The organism is Nonomuraea bangladeshensis (genome assembly GCF_039529455.1).
GTDB classification, from domain to species: domain Bacteria; phylum Actinomycetota; class Actinomycetes; order Streptosporangiales; family Streptosporangiaceae; genus Nonomuraea; species Nonomuraea bangladeshensis.
In genome coordinates, this window is record NZ_BAAAMV010000003.1 from 220,645 (window position 1) to 242,597 (window position 21,953).

General features: G+C 73.2%; 20 protein-coding genes and 1 tRNA gene. 9 read left to right on the forward strand and 12 right to left on the reverse strand.

The annotated features are described in order from the left end of the window. The first annotated feature begins 17 nt into the window (after window positions 1–17). The 4 genes from ABD292_RS09245 to ABD292_RS09260 all read left to right on the forward strand — a co-directional run bounded on the left by ABD292_RS09245 (window position 18) and on the right by ABD292_RS09260 (window position 2,474). Window positions 18–293 carry a 4a-hydroxytetrahydrobiopterin dehydratase gene (locus ABD292_RS09245; RefSeq protein ID WP_344206646.1) on the forward strand — a complete coding sequence of 92 codons (276 nt, stop codon included), beginning with the start codon at window positions 18–20 and terminating at the stop codon, window positions 291–293. Between the two features lie 99 nt (window positions 294–392). Continuing rightward, the gene (locus ABD292_RS09250; RefSeq protein WP_344206647.1) at window positions 393–965 is read left to right on the forward strand and encodes a superoxide dismutase family protein; all 573 of its coding nucleotides are present in this window, start codon (window positions 393–395) and stop codon (window positions 963–965) included. A gap of 31 nt (window positions 966–996) precedes the next feature. Further along, on the forward strand, window positions 997–2,148 hold the full coding sequence (locus ABD292_RS09255; RefSeq protein ID WP_344206648.1) for a low temperature requirement protein A: 1,152 nt from the start codon (window positions 997–999) through the stop codon (window positions 2,146–2,148). Further along, window positions 2,145–2,474 carry a nuclear transport factor 2 family protein gene (locus ABD292_RS09260; RefSeq protein WP_344206649.1) on the forward strand — a complete coding sequence of 110 codons (330 nt, stop codon included), beginning with the start codon at window positions 2,145–2,147 and terminating at the stop codon, window positions 2,472–2,474. Before ABD292_RS09255 ends, ABD292_RS09260 begins: the two co-directional genes overlap by 4 nt. Before the next feature lie 7 nt (window positions 2,475–2,481). Here ABD292_RS09260 and ABD292_RS09265 read toward each other — a convergent pair whose 3' ends face one another. After that, window positions 2,482–3,327 (reverse strand): spermidine synthase, encoded by an 846-nt coding sequence (locus tag ABD292_RS09265; protein ID WP_344206651.1) that lies wholly within the window; start codon window positions 3,325–3,327, stop codon window positions 2,482–2,484. Window positions 3,328–3,388: 61 nt separating this feature from the next. On the opposite strand from ABD292_RS09265, the gene ABD292_RS09270 reads away from it, so the two are divergent. From ABD292_RS09270 to lat, 3 genes are all read left to right on the forward strand, one after another. Then, complete coding sequence (locus ABD292_RS09270) at window positions 3,389–4,885, forward strand: penicillin-binding transpeptidase domain-containing protein (protein ID WP_344206652.1); 1,497 nt, start codon at window positions 3,389–3,391, stop codon at window positions 4,883–4,885. Window positions 4,886–4,905: 20 nt separating this feature from the next. Continuing rightward, on the forward strand, window positions 4,906–5,553 hold the full coding sequence (gene trhA, locus ABD292_RS09275; RefSeq protein WP_344206653.1) for a PAQR family membrane homeostasis protein TrhA: 648 nt from the start codon (window positions 4,906–4,908) through the stop codon (window positions 5,551–5,553). Between the two features lie 120 nt (window positions 5,554–5,673). Further along, the gene (lat, locus tag ABD292_RS09280) at window positions 5,674–6,966 is read left to right on the forward strand and encodes an L-lysine 6-transaminase (RefSeq protein ID WP_344206654.1); all 1,293 of its coding nucleotides are present in this window, start codon (window positions 5,674–5,676) and stop codon (window positions 6,964–6,966) included. On the opposite strand, the gene ABD292_RS09285 is transcribed toward lat, so the two are convergent. Then, window positions 6,956–8,176: an NAD(P)/FAD-dependent oxidoreductase gene (locus ABD292_RS09285; RefSeq protein WP_344206655.1), complete on the reverse strand. Its 1,221-nt coding sequence runs from the start codon at window positions 8,174–8,176 to the stop codon at window positions 6,956–6,958. The genes lat and ABD292_RS09285 overlap by 11 nt on opposite strands. A 139-nt stretch (window positions 8,177–8,315) precedes the next feature. Here ABD292_RS09285 and ABD292_RS09290 point away from each other — a divergent pair, with 139 nt between their 5' ends. Continuing rightward, window positions 8,316–8,981 carry a helix-turn-helix domain-containing protein gene (locus ABD292_RS09290; protein WP_344206656.1) on the forward strand — a complete coding sequence of 222 codons (666 nt, stop codon included), beginning with the start codon at window positions 8,316–8,318 and terminating at the stop codon, window positions 8,979–8,981. 321 nt (window positions 8,982–9,302) lie between these two features. Here ABD292_RS09290 and ABD292_RS09295 read toward each other — a convergent pair whose 3' ends face one another. From ABD292_RS09295 to ABD292_RS09330, 8 genes are all read right to left on the reverse strand, one after another. After that, window positions 9,303–9,527, reverse strand: coding sequence for a helix-turn-helix domain-containing protein (locus tag ABD292_RS09295; RefSeq protein ID WP_344206657.1), 225 nt, complete (start codon window positions 9,525–9,527; stop codon window positions 9,303–9,305). Between the two features lie 159 nt (window positions 9,528–9,686). Continuing rightward, window positions 9,687–9,762, reverse strand: a tRNA-His gene (locus ABD292_RS09300). 133 nt (window positions 9,763–9,895) lie between these two features. Further along, window positions 9,896–10,489 carry an oligoribonuclease gene (orn, locus tag ABD292_RS09305; protein WP_344206658.1) on the reverse strand — a complete coding sequence of 198 codons (594 nt, stop codon included), beginning with the start codon at window positions 10,487–10,489 and terminating at the stop codon, window positions 9,896–9,898. Between the two features lie 69 nt (window positions 10,490–10,558). Then, complete coding sequence (locus ABD292_RS09310; RefSeq protein ID WP_344206659.1) at window positions 10,559–11,671, reverse strand: DUF2510 domain-containing protein; 1,113 nt, start codon at window positions 11,669–11,671, stop codon at window positions 10,559–10,561. Between the two features lie 48 nt (window positions 11,672–11,719). Continuing rightward, window positions 11,720–13,288, reverse strand: coding sequence for a protein kinase family protein (locus ABD292_RS09315; protein WP_344206660.1), 1,569 nt, complete (start codon window positions 13,286–13,288; stop codon window positions 11,720–11,722). 22 nt (window positions 13,289–13,310) lie between these two features. After that, complete coding sequence (locus tag ABD292_RS09320; protein ID WP_344206661.1) at window positions 13,311–14,981, reverse strand: serine/threonine-protein kinase; 1,671 nt, start codon at window positions 14,979–14,981, stop codon at window positions 13,311–13,313. Between the two features lie 110 nt (window positions 14,982–15,091). Next, window positions 15,092–17,497, reverse strand: a complete 2,406-nt coding sequence (locus tag ABD292_RS09325) for a protein kinase domain-containing protein (protein ID WP_344206662.1) — start codon at window positions 17,495–17,497, stop codon at window positions 15,092–15,094. An 85-nt stretch (window positions 17,498–17,582) separates the two neighbouring features. Beyond that, window positions 17,583–18,221, reverse strand: coding sequence for a pyridoxamine 5'-phosphate oxidase family protein (locus ABD292_RS09330; protein ID WP_344206663.1), 639 nt, complete (start codon window positions 18,219–18,221; stop codon window positions 17,583–17,585). Window positions 18,222–18,292: 71 nt separating this feature from the next. Between ABD292_RS09330 and pdxR the strand changes: the two genes are divergently transcribed. After that, window positions 18,293–19,696, forward strand: coding sequence for a MocR-like pyridoxine biosynthesis transcription factor PdxR (gene pdxR, locus ABD292_RS09335; protein WP_344206664.1), 1,404 nt, complete (start codon window positions 18,293–18,295; stop codon window positions 19,694–19,696). Here the strand turns inward: pdxR and ABD292_RS09340 are convergent. Further along, window positions 19,668–20,798, reverse strand: a complete 1,131-nt coding sequence (locus ABD292_RS09340; RefSeq protein WP_344206665.1) for a DegT/DnrJ/EryC1/StrS family aminotransferase — start codon at window positions 20,796–20,798, stop codon at window positions 19,668–19,670. The two genes, pdxR and ABD292_RS09340, sit on opposite strands and share 29 nt — an antisense overlap. Next, window positions 20,795–21,877 carry a GNAT family N-acetyltransferase gene (locus ABD292_RS09345; RefSeq protein WP_344206666.1) on the reverse strand — a complete coding sequence of 361 codons (1,083 nt, stop codon included), beginning with the start codon at window positions 21,875–21,877 and terminating at the stop codon, window positions 20,795–20,797. The genes ABD292_RS09340 and ABD292_RS09345 overlap by 4 nt, the downstream gene beginning before the upstream one ends. Between the last annotated feature and the right edge of the window lie 76 nt (window positions 21,878–21,953).

Here is a 21,953-nt window from a genome sequence, read left to right on the forward strand (position 1 = left end):
TACCGTAGGGTGACCTCATGGACGTCGAGAGCAGGCTCAAGGACCTTCCCGCCTGGCGGCGCGAGGGCGAGGAGATCCGGCGCACCGTCGAGGCGCCCGACTTCCCCACGGCCATCCGCATCGTGGACGCGATCGCGGTCAAGGCCGAGGAGCTCAACCACCACCCCGACATCGACATCCGCTGGCGCACCCTGCACCTGGCGCTCACCACGCACGACCAGGGCGGACTCACCGAGCTCGACTTCACGCTGGCGGCCCTCATCGACGCGATCGCCGCCGAGCACGGCGCCTGACGCGCCGTTTCCCGTCAATACTCTCCGTGGTCTCATGGTCACTCGTTAGAGTGGGTGGCCTCTCGGCAGCCGCCGGCTCCGGACCTTGGGGGAGTTCACATGCGTGTGCCCGCGTTCCTGCTCGTTCTGCTCGCCGCCGCCGGCTGCGCGGGCTCGCCCCCGCCCATGCACGCCGAGGGTCCGGGCGAGCGCGCCGCCCCGGCGGGCGCCGCCGCGCAGGCGGGCGAGGTCAACCTCTCCTCGGCGGGCGAGTTCACGACCAACGACACCGGCGTCATCGCCTACGACCGCACGCTCGTCCCCGAGGGCGCCCAGGTCAGCGTCACCGTCGAGTCGTCGGCGGGCGCGACCCGCACCTCGCTCGTCACCGAGGGCCTGCTGCCCGGCCGCCACTACGGCGCCCACCTGCACGCCAAGCCCTGCGGCGGCAAGCCCGACGACGCCGGTCCGCACTACCAGCACCACCCCGGCCAGATCACCCCGGCCAGCGAGGTCTGGCTGGACTTCACGACCGACGCCGACGGGGCGGGCCGCTCCACGGCCAAGCAGGACTGGGCGTTCGACCCCGCCCGCCTGCCCGGCTCGCTGGTGATCCACGCCAAGCCCACCGTGACCAGCGGCCCGCAGGCCGGCACCGCGGGCGACCGGGTCGCCTGCCTGACGCTGCGCTGACTGGAAACCCGTTTCGTCCAAGCTTCTGGCGGTGCGAGACTTACACAATTACATACTGAAGAAGGGCAGCGCATTGACCAGCCAGTGGCAGCCACCCCGATTACGGCTCTTCGAGCAGGCGCACCGCCGCGTCACCTGGCTGGAGCTCCTCTACGACCTCGCCTTCGTGGTCGCGGTGGCCGAGCTGGCCGCCGCGCTCGGCGAGGGCCGTCTCCTGGTCTACGTGGGCCTGTTCGTGCCGGTCTGGTGGGCCTGGGCGGGCTACGTCTTCTACGCCAACCGGTTCGACACCGACGACGTCAGCCACCGGCTGCTGGCCCTGCCGCAGATCCTCGCCGTGGCCGCCATGGCCGCCGCCGTGGGCGACATCGAGCAGCGCTCGGGACTGTTCGCGCTCGCCTACGTGGCGGCCAGGCTGCTGCTCGTCGTCGCCTACCTCCGGGCCGGGCGGCACGTTCCCGAGGCCAGGCCGCTGACCGCCCGCTACGCCGCCGGGTTCTCCGTCGCCGCGCTCGTCTGGCTGGCCTCGCTCGCCGTCGAGCCGCCCGCGCGTTACGCGTTCTGGGCCGTGGCCCTGCTCGTCGATCTCGGCACGCCGCTGCTGTCCCGGCGTCACCAGGGCAAGCTGCCGCCGCAGACCGAGCACCTGCCCGAGCGGTTCGGCCTGTTCGTGGTGATCGTGCTCGGCGAGGCCGTCAGGTCCGTGGCCGTCGGGCTCAAGGGCCACGAGATGACGCCGGGCACGCTCGCTCTCGCCGCCGCCGGGGTGGCGATCGCGATGGCCTTCTGGTGGCTCTACTTCGGCCACACCGATGAGTCCGTGGTGCTGCGCACCCGGCTGGCCGGGCAGGTCTGGGTCTACTCCCACCTGCCGCTGTCGCTCGGCCTGGTCGCGTACGCGGTCGGCGTCGAGCACGCCATCGCCCATCCGGCCGCGACGAGCTGGGCGGTCGGCGTTCCGGCCGCGCTGGTGCTCGTCGTGCTCGGCGTCCAGCACCTGTGCTCGAACGAGCGCCGCGCCGCCACGCTGCGCCTGGCCGCCGCCGTGCTCACGCTCGCCTCGGCCGCTCTGCCCACCGCCGCCGCGCTGGCGCTGATCCTCGCGTACGCGGCCGCCCAGGTCGGCCACGACCTCCTCCGCCCCCGCTCTGTGGAAGGCCCCGTGGAAGGCAGCGCCGCATGACCGCCCAGGACGTGTTCGACCGCCAGCTCGCCGCCATCGCCGCCGGCGATCTCGACGCTCTGCTGGCTCAATACCACCCGGAGGCCGTCGTGGTCCGCTTCGACCGGGTGGCCGAGGGCCCGCCGGCGATCGGCGAGCTCTTCGCCGCCTATCTGGAGGCGAACCCGCAGGTGGACGAGCTGGTCTCGGTCCGCACGAGCGACGACGTGATCTTCTACCAGGCCAGGATGACGGTCGGCGGCAACCGGGTGGAGACCTACGGCACGCTGGTGCTGCGTGACGGCCTCATCTGGCGGCAGACCGCCGCGGCCCGCCCGCTCACCTGACGGTGGCTCAGCCGAAGACGGCGGGCGGCGGGACCGGCGCCAGCACGTGGTCGCCGTCCCTGATGGGGGCCGCGCCCGCGACGAAGTTCGTCAGCGCCTCCCCGTGGACGCACCGGGCCTGGGTCAGGCCGCCCGCCGCGCGGCGGGTCAGCAGGTCCACCGGCAGCTCCGCGCGGGAGGCGGCGACGATGAGGTTGCCGAAGCGCCGCCCCCGCAGGATGCCGGGCTCGGCCAGCAGCGCCACGTGCCGGAACGTCTCCGTGACGGTCGCGACCAGCCGCCGGGCGAAGGCGAGGCCCTTGCCGTCGGCCAGGTTGACCAGCAGGGTGCCCTCCGGGCGCAGGACGCGGGCCAGGTCGCCCATGTACTCGGCCGTCGCCAGCTCGATGGGCATGGTCGCGCCGGTGAAGGCGTCCAGCACCACCAGGTCGGCGGTGTCGTCCCACACCTTGCCGGTGCCCGTCCGCCCGCCCTCCACGATCACCTTCAGCCGCGGCACCGAACGCAGGTCGAGCTGCTCGCGTACGAGATTGACGAGGAGGCCGTCGGGCTCGACCACGATGTGGCGCGAGCCGGGGCGGGTGGCGGAGACGTAGCGCGGGATGGAGCAGGCGCCGCCGCCCACGTGGAGACAGCTGAGCGGTCCCTCGTCGAGGAGGTCGATCACGTCCGCCATGAGACGTACGTACTCGAATTCCAGAAATGTGGGGTCTTTGAGATCCACATAAGACTGAGGTACGCCATCCTTGGACAGCACCCAGCCGTCCTGCCTGTCCAGGTCCCGGAGAAGTTCGACCTCGCCGAACGTCACCGGATAGACCCCAGGCGCCGGTTCCCGCTGTCCACGTGTCACGCTGATCCCTCCCGGGAGAAACCGTATGCGACGCCGGAAGCTGATTGTGCTCGTTGTCGCGGTGGCCGCGATAGTCGGGGCCGGCGCGTTCGCCGTCTTCGCGGCGGACCGGGTGAAGGGGAGCGCGGCCGATACGGCGGCGGCCTACTTCGCGGCCTGGCGCAAAGGAGACGTCCTGGGCATGGAGCGGCTGGTCCACCAGCCGCCGGCGGACTTCGTGACCCGCCACCGGGCGCTGTCGGAGGAGCTGCACGTCGAGTCGCTGGCCCTGACGCCGGGACCGCTGAGGCGGACGGGGGAGGAGTCGGCCGAGGTGCCGTTCGCGGGCGTGCGGCGGCTCGCGGAGTTAGGGGCCTGGCCGTTCGACGGCACGCTGCGGCTGGCCGTACGCGACCGGGCGTGGAAGGTCCTGTGGACGCCCGAGACGCTGCACCCGCTGCTCAAGGACGGCGCCCGGCTGGAGCTGGGGGAGATCGAGACGACCTCGGCCGAGTTCGTGACCAGCGAGGGCGACCGCATCCCGCACGACAGCTACGCCGACGCCTATCTCGACCCGCTCAAGCCCGAGTTCGCCGAGGCGCACACCGGCTGGCAGCTGCTGCTGAAGACGCCGGGGCAGCCGGACCGGTCGCTGCTCAGCAAGCAGCCGGCGGCGAACGTCGAGCGCACCACCCTCTCCCGCCCGGTCCAGGCCGCCGCCGCCCGCGCGCTGGACGCCGTGGACGACTCCACCATCGTGGTCGTCCGGCCCAGCACCGGCGAGATCCTGGGCCTGGCCGACCGGCTGAAGGACAACTACAGCGCCGTGCGCGACGTCTTCCCGCCGGGCTCGATCTTCAAGACGGTCACCGCGGCGGCGCTGGTGCAGCACGGCCTCGATCCGCAGGCCGAGGTGCCGTGCCCCGGCTCGTACACGGTGCCGGGCTTCCGTACGATCCGCAACGACGGCGAGGTGGACCGGGGGGTCATCACGTTCACCGACGCCTTCGCCCATTCCTGCAACACCACGTTCGTCGAGCAGGCGACCAACCGGCTGACCTCGGCCGCGCTGGCGGAGACGGCGGCCGCGTGGGGCTTCGGCCGGCAGATGGTGACCGGCATCGGCGGGAGCTGCGGCACCGTCCCGGCGACCGACAGCGTCGACACCTTCGCCGAGGACGTGATCGGCCAGGGCGAGGTGGTGACGACGCCGCTCTGCATGGCCGCGCTGGCCGCCGCCGTGGAGAACGGCACCTGGCGCTCGCCCCGGCTGCTGTCGAAGGAGCAGGTGCGCCGCGTGGACGGCGTCACGAGCGAGGACGTCCGCATGGACCAGCGTGTCGTGCAGGCGCTCAGGGACATGATGGCGGCCGTCGTGGACCACGGCACGGCGTCCGGGATGGGGCTGCCCGCGGGCGTGGCGGGCAAGACCGGCACGGCCGAGACGCCGGACGGCCGGCCGCACGCCTGGTTCATCGGATACCGCGATGACCTGGCCTTCTGCGTGTTCGTCCGGCACGGGGGATCGGGGCGCGGCGCCGCCGTGCCCATCGCCGTCCGCTTCCTCAACGGCCTCTAACCTACGGTACCGTAGGTTTCATGACGACCTTGACCGTTAAGCCCAGGCTGCGCGGTTGGCTGCATGCGGGCGCGCTGCCCGTGGCCCTGGTCGCGGGCTTCGTGCTCGTGGCGCTCGGCCCGACGCTGCAGGCCCGCCTGGCCTCCGCCGTCTACGCGATCACCTCGGCGCTGCTGTTCGGCATCTCGGCGACCTACCACCGGAGCACGCTCGGGCCGAGACTGGCGGCCGTCCTGCGCCGCTTCGACCACGCGAACATCTACCTGATCATCGCGGGCACCTACACTCCGTTCGCGCTGCTCGCCCTGGAGGGCGCGGCGCGGGTGGCCGTGCTCGGCGTCATCTGGGGCGGGGCGTCGGCGGGCGTGCTGTTCCGGCTGTTCTGGCTCAACGCGCCGCGCTGGCTGTCCACCGCGCTCTACCTGCTGCTCGGCTGGACCGCGATCTTCGTGATGCCGCAGCTCCTGGAGGGCGCCGGGGTGGCCGCCGTGGTGCTCGTCGCGGTGGGCGGCGTCTTCTACTCCGCCGGCGCGGTCGTCTACGGGCTGCGCCGCCCCGATCCCTCGCCCCGGTGGTTCGGCTTCCACGAGGTCTTCCACGCCTTCACCCTCGCGGCGTACCTCGTGCAGTACATCGCGGTGTCGATCGTGGTCTACTCGCACGGCTGAGCGGCTCGGCGCTGTTTGTTGAAGAACTTCACTTGATGGGTACATATACCGTAATTTTTACGTGTGGGTCGGCGCTTCACCGGAGATGCGCGCGACCTGTCCGCCCACAGTGGAGGCGACATGGACGTACACACCCGCCTTGCCCGCCACCTGCTCGTCGACGGCTACCGCCTGGTGCTCGACCTGGAGCTGAGCCGCGGATCCTGGCTCGTCGACGCGCGTGACGGCCGCCGATACCTGGACTTCTACACCTTCTTCGCCTCCGCCCCCCTGGGCGTGAACCCGCCCTTCGCCCCCGATTTCGTCCAGCTGCTCGGCCAGGTCGCGCGGAACAAACCGGCCAACCCCGACATGTACACCGAGCACCTGGCCGACTTCGTGGAGACCTTCGTCCGTGTGCTCGGCGACCCCGCCCTGCCGCACCTGTTCTTCGTCGAGGGCGGCGCCCTGGCCGTCGAGAACGCGCTCAAGACCGCCTTCGACTGGAAGAGCCGGCGCAACGAGGCGGCCGGCCGCTCCCGCGACCTCGGCACCCAGGTCATGCACCTGACGCGGGCCTTCCACGGCCGCAGCGGCTACACCATGAGCCTGACCAACACCGAGCCGGGCAAGACCGACCGCTTCCCCGCCTTCGACTGGCCGCGCGTCGAGGTGCCCGCCACCCATCTCGGCGATGTCGAGGCGGCCGAGGAGCGCGCCCTGGCCCAGGCCAGGGCCGCGTTCGAACGGCATCCGCACGACATCGCCTGCTTCATCGCCGAGCCCATCCAGGGCGAGGGCGGCGACAACCACATGACCCCCCGGTTCCTGCAGGCCATGCAGCGCCTGTGCCACGAGCACGACGCCCTGTTCGTCCTGGACGAGGTCCAGACTGGCGGCGGCACGACCGGCACGCCCTGGGCCTACCAGCAGCTCGGGCTGGAGCCCGACATCGTGGCGTTCGCCAAGAAGGTCCAGGTCGGCGGCATCATGGCCGGCCGCAGGGTCGACCTGGTGCCCGACAACGTCTTCCAGGTGAGCGGCCGGATCAACTCCACCTGGGGCGGCGGGCTGGTGGACATGGTCCGCAGCCGTGGCATCCTGGAGATCATCGAGCGCGACGGCCTGATCGAGCGCGCCGGGACGCTCGGCGCCGTGCTGCTCGAACGGCTCGTCAAGCTGGAGGCCGAGCATCCGGAGACCGTCTCCGGCGTGCGCGGACGCGGCCTGATGGCCGCCTTCGACCTGCCCTCACCGGCCGCCAGGGACGCCCTGGTGTCCCGGCTCAGGGAGGATCACGGCGTGCTCGTGCTCGCCTGCGGGCCCCGCTCGGTGCGGCTGCGCCCGGCGCTCAACATCCCGGAGGCCGACCTCGACCACGGGCTGAGCGCCCTGGCGGCCGCGCTCGACGCCGGGACGCCGGTCACTGGGTGACGCTGGTGGCGGTGCGGCGCGGCCCGAGGTAACGCCAGAAGAAGTTGAGCAGCACGCTTGCCCGGTTGCGCCCGCCCAGCAGGTAGGCGATGTGGACGAAGATCCAGGTCAGCCAGGCGGGGAACCCGCGCACGGTGAGCCCGCTGGGCCGCTCCAGCACCGCCTCCGCCTTGCCCACCGTCGCCATGATGCCGGGGTCGCTGTAGCGGAACGGCCGCAGCGGCTCGCCCTTGGCCGCGGCGAGGATCTGCCGCGCCGCGTGCTTGCCCATCTGCAACGCCGGCTGGGCGAGCTGGGGGAGCGGCTTCGGCGGCGCGGCCAGGTCGCCGGCTACGAAGATCTCCGGATGGTCCGGCACGTTCAGCGCCTCGGTGAGCGTGATCCGCCCGCCCTTGCCCTGCGGCAGCCCCCAGTCGGCGACCTGGTCGGGCGCGGTGACGCCGAGCGCCCACACGGTCACGTCGCTCGGCAGCCTGGTGCCGTCCTTCAGCACTACCGCGTCCGGCTCCACCGAGGCCACCGTCGAGCCCAGGCGCATCCGCACGCCGCGCCGGCGCAGCGCGTTCTCCGCCGCCTGGCGCAGCCGCGGTTTGTACGGGGCCAGCACGTAGTCGAAGCGCTCCACCAGCGTCACGCTCGTCTGGTCCGGCCGGACCTCGGGATGCGTCAGCGGCAGCGTACGGCGGCGCAGCTCGGCCAGCGTGCCGGCCACCTCGACGCCGGTCGCGCCCGCGCCCACCACCACGACGTCGGTGCTCTCGCGCCGCCCGGCCGCCGTGTCCTCCAGGTAGTGCTGGAGCCGCCGACGCAGGGTGGCCGCGTCGTTCAGCGAGTAGATGGGCAGCGCGTTCTCCCTGGCGCCGGGCACGCCGAGCCAGTTCGTGGTCACGCCGGTGGCCAGCACGAGGTAGTCGTACTCCAGCGAGCTGCCGTCCTCCAGCTCCACCCGCCGCTCGTTCGGCAGCACCTTGCTGAGCGCGGCGCGGCGGGCCCGCACGTTCCGCCACCTGGCGGCGAAGGTCCTGATCGGGTACGACACGTCCGCCGTGCCCATGCCGGCCGTCGCCACCTGGTACAGCAGCGGCTGGAAGGTGGAGTACGGGTTGCGGTCCACCACCGTGACCAGCGCCCCGCCCTTGGCCAGCTCCCGGGTGGCCGCGAGACCGGCGAAACCGGCCCCGACCACCACGACCCGCGTTCTCCGTACCATGACCGGTTTCCTCCCCCTCGACGGCGCCATGGACTCCTATGACTCCGTCAGCGTCGGTTAAACCACCGTGCGAAGAAAGGCCCCCTTTCCCTGCGCGCCGGGAAATGGGGTTACGGTGATCCCTGGGAGGAGATCACCGATGTCGCAGCAAGTGACCACCATCGAGCGCCTCGGCCACCGCATCGCCGAACGGCGCGAAGCGCTCGGCCTCAGTGGCGAGGAGCTGGCCGAACGCGCGAAGGTCGAGGCCGACTACGTCGCCTACCTCGAAGGACGGGCCGGGCTGCCGCTGCGCGAGGCGCTCGCCCGGCTGGCCGGAGCCCTGGAGACGACCGTGGAGGAGCTGCTCACCGAGCCGCCCGCGGGCGCCGGGCCCGCCGCCGCGCACCCCGAGCTGGTGACGCTGGACGAGAAGGAGAGCCTGCGTCTGCTGGAGCCCGGCGGCGTGGGCCGCATCGCGTTCGCCGGCCGCTACGGGCTCACCGTCCTGCCGGTCAACTTCCGGCTGCTGGACGGCGCGATCGTCTTCCGCACCGCGACCGGCGGGTCCACCGACGAGGACCTGCGCACCGGCGTGGCCGACGTCGAGTACGTCGTGGCCTTCGAGGTCGACAGGATCGAGGAGGCGACGCGGGGCGGCTGGAGCGTCCTGGTGCAGGGTTCGCTGCACCACGTGACGGACGAGGAGGAGCGCGCGGCGGCCGCGGCCACGGGCGTTGAGCCGTGGGCGGGCGGCGACCGCGGCCAATACCTCAAGATCAGACCCACCCGCGTGACCGGCCGCCGCATCGACCCGGGCGCCTGAGATCCCGCCCGCACCCCACCCCGCCGGCCCGAGGGCCGGCCGGGGCAGGGCGGCCGTGGCAGGGCGGCGGCGGGCCGGCTGAGGCAGGGCGGCGGCGGGCCGGCTGAGGCAGGGCGGCGGCGGGCCGGCTGAGGCAGGGCGGCGGCGGGCCGGCTGAGGCAGGGCGGCGGCGGGCCGTGCAGGGGCGGGTTGTGCAGGGGCGGGCCGTGCAGGGGCGGCGTCGGGCCGGCCGTGGCTGGAGACCGCGGCTTTCCGCGTGGCGCCCCTGGCCGTGGCTGGAGGCCACGGCTTTCCGCGTGGCGCCCCCCGGCCGATGGCCGGTTACTGGCGGCGGGACCTCCAGAGGCCGATGGCGGTGACCCGGCTGTCCACGCCGAGCTTGGCGTAGATGCGGTTCACGTGGTTCTTGACGGTCTTCTCGCTGAGGAACAGGCGCCGCGCGATCTGACCGTTGGACTCCCCGTCGGCGATGAGGTCCATGACCTCGATCTCGCGTTTGCTCAGGGAGGTGAACACGCTCTCGAACGCTGCGTCGTCGACTCTCATCCGGCCTCCGGGGGCGCGAAGACGGTCAGATCGCCGAGGCCCCCGCGCTTCCGGCGTTAGCGGTAGACAGCGAGCATAACCCGCATTGTCGTGATTTGGTGGCGATTGTCGGGAGAAAAACGACGACGGCCGGTCCATCAGGACCGGCCGTCGTGCGCTTGGGGTGAGTGAAGGGACTTGAACCCTCGACACCCAGGACCACAACCTGGTGCTCTGCCAACTGAGCTACACCCACCATGGCCGCCCGCGCGAGGCGGCACAGGAAAAGTGTAGCGGGGTTCGGGAGTCTTTACGCCACTCCTTATCCGCGGACACGCCCGGCTGAGCCGCTGAACCGCTCCGGCTGAGCCGTGGACCCGCCCCCCGGCTCAGCTGCTGACCCGCTCCGCGAGTCCTCGCGCGGTCACCGAATCAGGCCCCGGCTGCTCCACGAAGATCGCCGCCCGGTAGTAGCGCAGCTCTCTGATGCTCTCGGTGATGTCGGCGAGCGCGCGGTGCCCGCCCTGCTTCTCCGGCGCGGCGAAGTAGACCCGTGGATACCACCGGCGGGCCAGCTCCTTGATCGACGACACGTCGATCATCCGGTAGTGGAGATGGCCGTCCACCGCGGGCATGTCCCGGGCCAGGAACGTGCGGTCGGTGCCGATGGAGTTGCCGCACAGCGGCGCCTTCTTCGGCTCGGGCACGTGGTGGCGGATGTAGTCGAGCACGAGCGACTCCGCCTCGGCCAGCGTCATCCCGCCGGCCAGCTCGGGCAGCAGCGCGGAGGCGGTGTGCATCTCGCGCACCACCTGCGACATCTGCTCCAGTGACTCCGGCGGCGGCTTGATGATCACGTCGACGCCTTCGTCGAGCTGGTTGAGCTCGCTGTCGGTGATGATGCAGGCCACCTCGATCAGGGCGTCGCGCCCGAGGTCGAGCCCGGTCATCTCGCAGTCGATCCAGACCAGCAAGTCACTCATACGATCTCCTCGCCCAGCGGCTCGGAGCGATCCGCCCGCTTGTTACCCCCACCAGCCTAGTGCCACTGGTCACGCGGGCTTGAGCGAGCCGACGACCTTGTCGACCACGCCGGTGCCGAGATTGTCCGGCACGGAGACGTAGAGGAGGGCCGGCCGCTCGTTCGCGCCGCGGTCCATGAGCACGATGGCTCCGGTCTCCTTCTTCCACTTGTAGCCGTTCTCCTTCGCCGCCTTCGTGAAGTCCAGCTCGAACTGCAGCAGCCAGCCCTCGCGGTCGCCGATCTTGATGGCCTTGTCGGCCGCGATCTTGGTCTCGTGCGCGACCGAGTAGAACTGCGCGAAGTCCATGAAGACGGCCTGCGCGGTCGCGCGGAGACCGGAGGCCCCGGTGTACGGGTAGAGCTCGTTGAGCAGGCCCGTGTTGACGTTGCCGACCCAGGTGCCGCCCTTGCCGTCGTAGTTGTCGTGCGAGGTCTTCTCCACGCTCGACGACCAGAGCTGGCGGTTGGGCGGCGGGTTGTCCGGGTTGAGCTGCGGGGGCACCGACCAGCCCTCGGGCACCTCGTACGAGATCCCGGTCTGGGTGTCGGCTATCCGGCCGTCGGCGGGCTGCGGCGGCGGGGAGGCCTGGCCGGGCGACGGCTGCCCAGAAGGCGGCTCCGCGGGCGGCTCCTGGGTCGGCTGCTCCGGCGGCACGTAGGTGTCGCCCGGAGAGGGCAGCGCGCTCGACTCGCCGCGGTTGACGAGGAAGATCCCGCCCGCGACGAGCAGCGCGACCACCACGAGCGCCGCCAGGCCGCCGAACACCCACGGCATCGGGTTGCCCTGCCTGGGCGGCGGGCCGTAGCCTCCGGGCCCCTGGGGTGGACCGCCAGGCCCCTGGGGCGGACCGCCCGGGCTCCAGTGCGGCTGCGTGGGCGCCGGCTGGCCGTAGGCGGACTGCCCGTAGGTGGGCCCGCCGTACTGCGAGGTCGGGTTCGCGGGTGTCGCCGACCAGTCCGGCCGCGCCTGCTGCTGCGGGCCGGAGGCCGGCTGCTGCTGCTGGGGATGGGGCTGGGACTGCGGTGCGGGCCCCTGCTCCTGGACGTGGGTGGCGTCGGTCCACTGGCTGCCGTCCCACCAGCGGAGCTTGGGCTCGCCATAGGGGTCCGGATACCAGCCCGCGGGGGTCTGGGTGGTCATGTTGGCCAGATTAGTAAGAAACCGCTCCGGTATGCAGGCCGAGCGGCATCAGCACTTGTACGTGAAGCTGACCTTGTCCGTACGCGCCGGCTCGGGGCTCACGATGCGCAGCGTGGCGGTGGCCTTCTCGGTGGCCTTGCCGTTGAGCGACCAGCGCAGCGGCAACTGGTACGACGTCTGGTCCGACCGCGTCTGGACGGTGCCCTTGACGACCTCGTCGTCCAGGTTCTTGTGCCACTCGTAGGTGATCACGCCGGACCCGCCGTTGGTGACGACCACGCCGGTGACCAGGGCCGTGGCGTCGCATCCGTACGACTTCTTGGCCACCTTCACGTCCACGGACCCGATCGCGAGGTCCGGCGCGTCGCTCAGCCTGAACCAGGCCAGGATCGCCCCCACCATGATCACCGCGAAGAGCGCCGTGGAGCCGATCGTGCGCCACCGCCGCGACCGGGCCGCCTTGACCCGGCGCCCGCCCGCGCCGCGCTGCACGGTGTCGGCCTCCGGCCGCCCGGAGCGCCAGATCTGCTCGGCCGTGGTCGCCGGCCGCTGCTCCTGCGTGCCCACACCGGGCCCGAACTGCACAGCCCCTGACGGCCCCGCCTGCCCCGGCCCCGCTTGTCCCGGCCCCGCTTGTCCCGGCCCCGCTTGTCCCGGCCCCGCTTGTCCCGGCCCCGCCTGCCCCGGCCCCGCCTGCCCCAGCCCTGCCTGCCCCGGTCCCGCTTGTCCCGGCCCCGCGTGCAGCGGCCCCGCATGTCCTGGCCCCGTCTGCCCCGGTCCTGGCTGTCCCGGCCACACGCGGCCCGGGCCGAGCAACGTCACGATGTCGCCCTCGTCGCGTGGCAGCGCCGGAAGGGCCGCCGCCGCGGCGGCGTGCGCGGGCGGCTGCGCGAACGCCGAGCGGCCCCGCGCCGCCCGCGCCAGCCCCTCCCTGCCGATCGTCCCGCCGGGCAGCGACGCCTGCTCGGCGAGCAGCGCGCCGCGCGCGGCGGCGAGACCCAGCGTCCCGGCCAGCCCCGCGGCCCGTTCGAAGAGCTGCGCCGCCTGCGGCGCCCACGCCACGAACGACGCGGCGAGCCCGCGCGCCAGCGCCGCCCACCCGGCGGCGTCCCGCTCCGGCGGCGACACCAGGCCGCGGATGGCGTCGGACAGCCCCCGCTCCGACAGCAGCGCCGCGCCCTCGGACGTGACGACCACCGTCCCGGGGTGCACGGAGCCGTGCGTGACCCCGGCCGCGTGCAGCGCGATCAGCGTCTGCGCGGTCTCCACCAGTGCCGAGGCCGCGCCGGCCGGCTCGATCGGCGCGCTGGTGAGCAGGTCGGCCAGCGTCGGGCTGACCGCCTGGCCGGTGAGCAGCCACACCTGGTCGCCGGCCGCCACCACGTCCGCGACCGGGATGAGCCCGGTCAGCCCGCCCAGCACCAGCCGCTGGTCGGTGAGTACGGCCGCCACCACCCGCTCGCGCACGCCGGGCAGCCCCATGCGCCGCGCGTCGAACAGCAGCGCGCCCGCCCTGCGCCCGTCCGGCGAGATGGCGTCGATCCAGTTGCCCAGCTCCGTCATCCACGTGTGCTCGGTCAGCCGGAAACCGGCGATCCCGTGCTCAGGATTGTTCATCGCCGTTCGCCCCCCGGCGCGTCTAGCGCTTCCTTCTGTGGCGGCCCGCCATGCGGCCCCGTACCGCAAGTGTGACCGGCACGACGCCGGACGTCATCAGGCCGAGCGCGAGCAGCGCGCCCGGGGCCGCCTCCGCGCGGTTGATCCGCGGGTCGTCGCTCGGCGTGGTGTCGCCGGTCGGGCTGGACGGGTCGGTCGGCGGCGTGGACGTGGGCGGCTGGGACGAGCTGGGCTGCTCCTGCGTGGGCCGCGTCGGGCGGGTGGTGGCCGGCGGGTTGCTGCTCCTGGTCGGGGCGGCGGAGGTCTGCGGGCGCCGGGTGTTCGACGGCACCTCCACCCTGCCGGTCGGCTCGTCCTCGTCGGTGTCCGTCGCGGTCGGGGACGCCTTGCGGGTCCGCGTCGGCGTCCTGATCGGGCTGCGCGTGGGCCGGGGCCGGGTGGTGGTCCTGGTCGGCGCGGCGGTCGGCCCGGCAGTGGGTGCGGTGGTGGGCACGGTGGTGGGCGGCGCCTGGCTCTGCGTGGCGGTCGGCGTCGTCTCCGGCGTGGTCTCCTCGGGCGTGCTCTCCTCCGTGGGCTCCGTGTCCTCCTCGACGGGCTCCTCCGTGGCGGGGACGACCGCGCTCGGGGTGACCGGGGTGGAGTCCGCGGAGAGCTTGGTCTCGCCGGACGACGACAGCGCGAACACGGCCGCGCCGATCACCACGACGGCGCCGACCGTCGCCACGGCGATCTTCGCCGGGATCTTGCGCAGCAGCCCGGCCGCGTCGGGGAAGCGGCTCTCGGTGAACGAGGTCTCGGTCTCGACCGGCTCGTCCAGCGAGCTCGGGAAGACCATGATCAGCATGCCGGCGAGCGCGGCAAGGCGGCGGCGACCGCGCTCCTCCCAGTCGGGGCCGTACGCGCCGGCCGCGACCGCCTCCAGCTCGGTCAGGAACGCCTCCGCCGACGGCGGCCGCTCGGCGGGGTCCTTGGCCATGCCGCGCTCGACCAGGCCCTGCAACGCGGCCGGCACCTCCTCGGCCGGGACCGGCGCGCTCTGGTGCTGGGCGGCCAGCGCGACCAGGTTGGTGCCGCGGTACGGCCGGCCGCCGGTCAGGCACTCGAAGAAGACGACCGTGGCGGCGTACACGTCGGTGGCGGGGCCGGCGGGCGCGCCCGACCACTGCTCGGGCGCCATGTACGGCGGCGTGCCCGCGGCTCCGGCGTCCTCGCCGGCCCGGACCGCGATGCCGAAGTCCACCAGCTTGCTGGTGCCGTCCTCCTGCACCATGACGTTCTCGGGCTTGTAGTCGCGGTGCACGACGCCGATGGCGTGCGCCGAGGCGAGGCCCCGGAGCGAGCCCTTCAGCACGGTCAGCGCCGCCTCGGGGCCGGTCGGGCCCTGGGAGCGGAGCAGTTCGCGTAACGAGACGCCGTTGACCAGCTCCATGACGATCGCCGCGCCGTAGCCGGACTCGACGTAGTCGATGAGGCGGGCGTGGTACGCGCTCTGCAGCGTGCCCAGCAGCCGCGCCTCGTGCCGGAAGCGGGCCACGAACCCCATGTCGGACCTCAGCTCGTCACTGAGGTACTTGATGGCCACCTCGGCGCCGTCGTGGTCGCGCGTGGCCAGCACGACACGCCCGGCGGCTCCCGAGCCCAGCTCGCGAACCTCGGTATAGCCGGGGACCCCCCATTGGCCCTCGCCGTACATACGGTCTCCTCTGGAGTTGTGTGGGCCCCCACCCGCATCAAACGAGTCCGTAGCTTAACGGGAGCGAACCGGATTCCCTGCCGATATGGCGATAAGTGTGACGGACGACTTCAGTCGATCTCCACCGGTGTGTCGGAAGTCTCAGGCGAAACCTCAGGTCGCGGGGTCTTCGACGGCCCCTCACCGGGCTCCTCCTCGCGTGGTTCCTCCTCGCGGGGAGGACAGGCGGCGGTGGTCCCGCTCGCCGAGTCGCCGCCGTTGCCCGCCGCCGGATCGGTCGAGGCGGTCACCGTCCACCGCGTGCCGCAGGCCAGTCTGACCGGGAAGGAGAAGGTCCGCACGTACGAGGTCTCGCCCGACAGCGTCGCCGTGTCCGAGCCGCCGCCCTCGCCGCCGGTGGTGTACCTGACGGTGAGGCGTACGGGCTGGGTGCTGGACGTCAGCACCCGGACCGTGGCCGTGAGGCCGTCGCCCGCGCTCGCCCGCAGCACGGTGACCTGGCGCACCTCGGGCGGGCAGGTCACGGCGGCCCGCGCGGTGGCCGTCCGGCCGCCCGCCGTCACCCGGACCGAGACCGTCGAGCCGCACGGGCGGGAGCGGAAGGCGTGCGTGAGCACGCGGCTGTAGGAGGTGCGGCCGGACAGGGTGAGGTCCCTGGCGGAGACCTGGTCGCCGTTCACCGCGAAGCGGGCCGTGACGGGGACCTCGCCGGTGCCGCTCGCCGTCACCCTGATCGCCGCCCGCGCGGCGCGGCCGGGCGCGGCGGGCATGTCCAGGGACACGCGCAGGCCGGTCACCCGGGCCGGGCAGGGCGGCACGGACACGGACGCGGTCCGCGCGCCACCGGCGGCGGCCGGGGTGGTGGTGACGGTCAGCGTGACCGTACGCCCGCAGGCGCGCTCGCCGGGGGTCCAGGTCAGCGTGCGCGTGTAGGAGGTCGAGCCGCGTAAGGCGAGGCGCTGGGTCCTGCCGGGGCCGCCGGGGACCGACCAGACGGCGGTGGCGGCGACGGGCGCGGTGCCGCTCGCCCGGACGGTGATCGTCGCGGCGGCCACGCCGTCGGCGCCGATGGTCGGCTCGCCGACGCTGACCCCGAGCACGGACGTGGCCGGCGAGGGAGTGGTCACCGTCGGGGTGGGAGTCGGCGTCGGTGTGGGGGTGGGGGTCCTGGAAGGGCCGCGCGTCGGCGGCGAGGTGACCGGGCGGGGGGTGGCGGGCCGGGAGGTGGCCGGCCGGGGAGTGGCGGGACGGGAAGTGGCCGGGCGGGAAGTGGTCCGTGGCGGGTCCGAGGGCTCGTCCACCGGCACGACGGCCTTCGGCGTGCCGGCCGGGGTGCTCTCGGGAAGCACCTCGGGCGTCGGCCCGGGCGAGAGCTCCGGAGTCGAGGTCGGCTCAGGGGTCGGTTCGGGCGTCGGCTCCAGGGTCGGGGTCGCCGCGGCGGCCTCGGGCGTGATGGTGGTCGGCGGCACGACCACCGCCGCGCCGATCGGCCCGGCGGGCGGCGGCTGCTCCCGGTTCGCGAGCAGGATCACCGACGCCACCGCCACCGCCGTGGCCAGCCCGCCGCCCATCGCCACCCGGGCCGCGTTGGCGCGCAGGCCGCGGAAGACCGTACGGGCGAACGACGTGGTCACCTCCGGCGTGGCCGCGGGCGGCGTGGGCAGCAGCAGCGCGAGCAGGCCCACCAGCGCGGCCAGCCGCCGCCGCCCGCGCTCCTCCCAGTCCTCCCCGTACGCGGCCACGGCCGTGGCCTCCAGCTCGGCCACGAACGCCTCCGCGCCCGCCGGCCGCCGCGCCGGGTCCTTGGCCATGCCGCGCCGGACCAGCTCGCGCACCGGCGCGGGCACCTCGTGGAAGGGCACCGGGGCGTGGACGTGCTGGTAGCCGAGCACGCTGGGCTCGGTCGAGCGGTAGGGCCGGTGCCCGGTCAGGCATTCGAAGAAGACGGCGGTGGCGGCGTACACGTCGGTCGAGGGCGAGGCGGGCCGGCCCTCCCACAGCTCCGGCGCCATGTACGGCGGCGTGCCCTCGGGCACCCCGGCCGAGCCCTGCCGCACCGCGATGCCGAAGTCGACGAGCTTGCTCACCCCGTCGTCGCGGACGAGCACGTTCTCGGGCTTGTAGTCGCGGTGCACGACGCCGCGCGCGTGCGCCGCGCCGAGGCCCAGCAGCGAGCCCTTGAGCACGGCCAGCGCCGCCTCGGGCTCGGCCGTGCCGTTCTCGCGCAGCAGCGCCCGCAGCGGCACGCCGTTGACCAGCTCCATGACGATGGCCGCGCCGCCGGCGTCCTGGACGTACTCCCACATGGTGGCGATGTGGGGGTGGCGCAGCGTGGTCAGCAGCCGCGCCTCCGACTGGAACCGGGCCACCGCCGCCGGGTCCTGGAGCAGGTGCGTGGCGAGGTACTTGATGGCGACCTCGACCCCGGTCTCGTCGTGCACGGCCAGCACGACGCGGCCGCCGGCGCCGGCGCCGAGCTGTCTGATCTGGGTGTAGCCGGGGGCGGTCCAGTCCATATGCCAACTCCCATCAGGATCCGGCCCACCTGATGAGACGTACGATCAAGAGCGCGGGTTTGCCAGGTGGCCCTGATTCATGGAACTACTCCCGATGGAGGATGTGAACGGGGGGATCGATACCTTCTGGGAGCACCGGATCGGGTTCGGGCGCGCCCCACGTCGTGACCAGCGGCAGCACGCCGGCCCACACCGGCAGGTCGTAGTCCTCCTCCTCGTCCGACGGCCCGCCGCGGCGCGTCTTGACCGACGCCTCCTCCAGTGACAGGGCGAGGACGGAGGTGGCGGCGAGCTCCTTGCGGTTCGGCTGCCTGACGTAGTCCCACTGGCCGGGCGCCAGCCGTTCCGACAGGGCCCGCAGGCCCGCCAGCCGCTCGTCGGGGTCGGTCACCAGCCGGGCGCGGCCGTAGACGATCGCCGAGCGGTAGTTGACCGAGTGGTGGAAGATCGAGCGGGCCAGCACGACGCCGTCCAGGTGCGTGACCGTCACGCAGACCTCTCCGCCGTCGGCCGCGCGCAGCGACCGGGCGCCCGTGGAGCCGTGCAGGTAGAGGGTGTCGTCCAGGCGGCCGTAGCCGGTGGGCACGACCATGGGGCAGCCGTCCACGACGACGCCCAGGTGGCAGATCAGGCCGGAGTCGAGCACGTCGTACAGGTGGTTCCTGTCGGTGCTGCCGCGCTCCTTGGAGCGGCCGAGCGTGGTGCGGGGAGTGGCGGAGAGCATGATTCGACCGTACGCAGGAAGTGGACCTAGTCTGGATGGCCACTGTCGACCCCTTCGTAGGGACCACTTGCGTGCGTAGCTCCGTCGACCTGCCGGTTTCCCTCTCGCGGGAGACCGCTGTGCCGCTCACTACCCAGCTCGCCGGCTGGCTGCGCCGGGCCATGCTGGACGGCACGCTGCCGCCCGGCGAGCGGCTGCCGTCGAGCCGGGCGCTCGCCGCCCAGCTCAAGGTGAGCAGGACCGTCGTCACGGAGGCGTACCAGCAGCTCTACGCCGAGGGGTGGCTGGAGGGCCGGCACGGCTCCGGCACCTTCGTGGCGGACATGGAGAGAGTGGACATGGAACGGGTGGTCACGCCGCCGCGCGAGACCCGCCGCGACCAGGGCCCGCCCGAGCCCGCCGCCGCCTTCATCGACCTCACGGCGGGCCGGCCCTGGGTGCGCGACCACGACCGGGCCGCGTGGAAGCGCGCCTGGCGCAAGGCGGGCGAGTCGCCGCCCGGCGCCGAACCCGACCCGTACGGCCTGCCGCGGCTGCGCGAGCTGCTGGCCGACCACCTGCGCAGGGCGCGGGGCATGGCCGTCGGCCCGGAGAACATCCTGGTCACCAGGGGCACCGGCAACGGCCTCGACCTGTGCGCGCTCGCCCTGCTCGGCGCGGGCGCCCGCGCCGGGGTCGAGGACCCCGGCTACCACGTGGCCCGCACGGTGTTCGCGGCGCGCGGCGCCGAGATCGTGCCGTGCCCGGTGGACGCCGACGGCGTGATCGTCGACGGCCTGCCCGGCGATCTCCGCGTGCTCTACACGACCCCCGCCCACCAGTTCCCGCTGGGCGGCCGGCTGCCGATCCCGCGCCGCGAGCGGCTGCTGTCCTGGGCGCGGAGCACCGGCGCGACCATCGTCGAGGACGACTACGACGCCGAGTTCCGTTACGACGTCGCCCCGCTGCCCGCCCTCTACGGCCTCGACCCGTCGCGGGTGGTGCTGCTCGGCACGCTGTCCAAGACCCTGTCGCCGGACGTCGGCGTCGGCTGGCTGGTCGGCACGCCGGAGCTGGTCGGGCGGATCGCCGGGCTGCGCAGCGCGGTCGCCGACCGGACCAGCGGCCCGGTCCAGGAGGCGGTGGCGACCCTGCTGGAGCGCGGCGACCTCGACCGGCACCTGCGCCGCATGCGCCTGGAGTACGCCCGCCGCAGGGCCGTCGTCGTCGAGCTGCTGGGGCCGGTGTGCCGGCTGCGCGGCGACACCGCGGGGCTGCACGTGCTCGCCGAGCTGCCCGCCGCCGTGGTGCCCGTCGTGGTCGAGCGGGCCAGGGAGCGGGGGGTCCTGCTGGACGCCACCGGCCGGCACCATCACGGCCGCGAGCGGCTGCACGGGCTGGTGATCGGCTACGGCTCGGCGTCGCTGGCCGACGTGCGCCGGGGCTGCCGGGTCCTCGCCGGGATCGTCAGGGAAGCGGTGGCGGGGGCGCCGTAGCGGGCTCCAGGGCGCGCAGGACGGGCAGGGAGCGGTGGACGTACATCGGGTCCACGGGAAGGACGTGGCGGGCCCACCAGCGCGCCTGGGCGGGGTCCGGCGACGGCTCGGCGAAGCCGGGGGCGTAGTCGTCGTAGGCGGGGGCGTACAGGTAGCCGGTGGACACGCCGTGGCGCTCCAGCTCGGCGATGGCCGCGTCCCGCTCGCGTACCAGCAGGGGGACGCGGAACAGCGGCTGGTCCAGGTGGTCGCGCACGGCCGGCGCGACGGCGGGCAGCTCGGCCAGCCGCGCCGCCCCCGCGAGCCGCCGGGCGCGCTCGCCTGGCACCTTGGCCGTCCGGCGCGCCTGGTACCAGCGGGCCAGCGGGCCCCGGCGCGACCGGTAGGCGTGCAGGTCGGCCCGGACCCACGGGTCGAACGGCGGCAGCTCGGGGATCTCCTTGAGCGCCAGCTCCAGCGCGTCGGGGTTGAGCGGGATGCGGAAGCCGTCGCGCGGCTCCTCCAGGCCGATCGCGCGGGCGACGGCGAGCGCCGGGCGGACCAGACCGAGCCTGAGCGCGACCTGGCGGGCCATCGAGGTGGACACCGACAGCAGGTCGGCGCGGAGCGAGCCGGGGGCCAGCACATCGTCGCGGGCGCGTTCGAGAGCCCGCAGGTCGGCGGCGTGCTCGACGGCCAGCACGCCGCCCGAGCCCGCCCCCGGGTGCTTCGAGAGGCTGAAGACCCCGGCCTGGCCGAACGTGCCCAGCGGCCGCCCGCCGAGATCGCTCTCCATGGCGTGCGCGACGTCCTCGATGAGGATCTTGCCGGTGAAGGCGGTGACGCGGTCGGGGAGGCCGTAGAGGTTGGTCGTGAGCACGGCGTCCACGGTGGCGAGGTCGACGCGTGCGGCGTCGATGTTGCCGTCGCGCGGGTCGAGCGGGGCGATCACCGGGCGCAGCCCGGCGGCGAGCACCAGGAACAGGATCTCGTCGGCCGAGATCGGCGACATCAGCAGCCGCTGCCCGGGCGTGCACCAGTGCCGTAGTGCCAGGTAGAGACCGAGACGATTGGAAGGTAACGACAGACAGTGACGGCCCGTGCGCTTTGCGATGTGTTTCACCGGGAGATAACGCTACGGAGTCGTCCGTACGTTTTCAATGCTTTGTCGGCACTGCGCAGAAGAAGCGGGTGTGCCATCACCGTCGCGCGGGCCTTGCGCACCGGGACGCGCATCATCCAGTGCACGCCCGCCCCCGCGCTCGCCCTGGCGACCCGGCCCTCGGCCACTTCGAGCTCGCCGTTCTTCAGCTTCTCCTTGTACTCCTTCTGCCCGCGCCCCATGTCGATCACCTCGATCCCGGAGGCGGCCGCCCGCTCGGCCATCGCGAGATGGTGGATGAGGCCGGGGGAGTACTTGGCGAACTGGGTGTCGTAGGCGGGGAACCAGCCGGCCAGCGTGGTGCGGGTGCGCACCCCGAAATGCCCGGCCACCGGCCGGTCGTCGACGTAGATCATGTCGAGCACGCCGGCGAAGGCGTCGGTCCGGGTGGCGAGCAGCCGCTCGACCAGCTCGACGATCCACTGGTGGGCGAACCGGTCGGTGCGGCCGGTGCGGCGGTACTGGTCGGTCTTCCAGCCGAGCAGCGTGTGCAGCGGCTCCAGGTCGGTGACGGCGAAGTCGTGGCGGAGCTCACCGGCCTCGCGCTGGAGCTTGCGCGACTTGGCCAGCGTGCTCTTGTACGTCTTGCCGGAGTTGTCCTTGAGGAAGCGCGTGTAGTTCTCGTATCCGTCGCGCAGGTCGATGATCGGCGACGGGTGGCGCTCGGCGCGGGCGGTCATCAGCGGCTGCCCGGCGACCAGGTGGTCGAACTCGTAGACGGCCAGTCCGCAGTCCTTGATCAGCCGCTGTGCGTCGATCTCCAGGTCCTTGGCGCACACCAGCCCCTGCGCGTCGGTCAGCCCCGCGGCGACCGGCTTGCCGATGCCCAGCGGGTGGCGTTCGAAGGGGAAGAAGCCGACGATGTCGGGTCCGTCGTGGAGGACGGCGACCTGGACGACCTCGCGCAGCTCGCCCACCGTGATCGTGAACTCGGGCGACAGGAAGGGGTTGTCGTAGACCGGATCGGACTCCTGAAGAGCACGCCAGCGGCTCACTTCGGAGGGTCCGAGCTCACGGGGGAGGGCGAGGGTGACGCGCATGTGCTCCTACAGACGGCCGCACTCTGTGTGTAGCAAGGGATCGGACCAGTTAAGTGCCAGGGTAAGCGAACCTACC

Coding starts and splice junctions, on each gene's coding strand:
- ABD292_RS09245 (WP_344206646.1), top strand. CDS start 18: ATGGACGTCGAGAGCAGGCTCAAGGACCTTCCCGCCTGGCGGCGCGAG.
- ABD292_RS09250 (WP_344206647.1), top strand. CDS start 393: ATGCGTGTGCCCGCGTTCCTGCTCGTTCTGCTCGCCGCCGCCGGCTGC.
- ABD292_RS09260 (WP_344206649.1), top strand. CDS start 2,145: ATGACCGCCCAGGACGTGTTCGACCGCCAGCTCGCCGCCATCGCCGCC.
- trhA (WP_344206653.1), top strand. CDS start 4,906: ATGACGACCTTGACCGTTAAGCCCAGGCTGCGCGGTTGGCTGCATGCG.
- lat (WP_344206654.1), top strand. CDS start 5,674: ATGGACGTACACACCCGCCTTGCCCGCCACCTGCTCGTCGACGGCTAC.
- ABD292_RS09285 (WP_344206655.1), bottom strand. CDS start 8,176: ATGGTACGGAGAACGCGGGTCGTGGTGGTCGGGGCCGGTTTCGCCGGT.
- ABD292_RS09290 (WP_344206656.1), top strand. CDS start 8,316: ATGTCGCAGCAAGTGACCACCATCGAGCGCCTCGGCCACCGCATCGCC.
- ABD292_RS09295 (WP_344206657.1), bottom strand. CDS start 9,527: ATGAGAGTCGACGACGCAGCGTTCGAGAGCGTGTTCACCTCCCTGAGC.
- orn (WP_344206658.1), bottom strand. CDS start 10,489: ATGAGTGACTTGCTGGTCTGGATCGACTGCGAGATGACCGGGCTCGAC.
- ABD292_RS09310 (WP_344206659.1), bottom strand. CDS start 11,671: ATGACCACCCAGACCCCCGCGGGCTGGTATCCGGACCCCTATGGCGAG.
- ABD292_RS09315 (WP_344206660.1), bottom strand. CDS start 13,288: ATGAACAATCCTGAGCACGGGATCGCCGGTTTCCGGCTGACCGAGCAC.
- ABD292_RS09320 (WP_344206661.1), bottom strand. CDS start 14,981: ATGTACGGCGAGGGCCAATGGGGGGTCCCCGGCTATACCGAGGTTCGC.
- ABD292_RS09325 (WP_344206662.1), bottom strand. CDS start 17,497: ATGGACTGGACCGCCCCCGGCTACACCCAGATCAGACAGCTCGGCGCC.
- ABD292_RS09330 (WP_344206663.1), bottom strand. CDS start 18,221: ATGCTCTCCGCCACTCCCCGCACCACGCTCGGCCGCTCCAAGGAGCGC.
- ABD292_RS09345 (WP_344206666.1), bottom strand. CDS start 21,877: ATGCGCGTCACCCTCGCCCTCCCCCGTGAGCTCGGACCCTCCGAAGTG.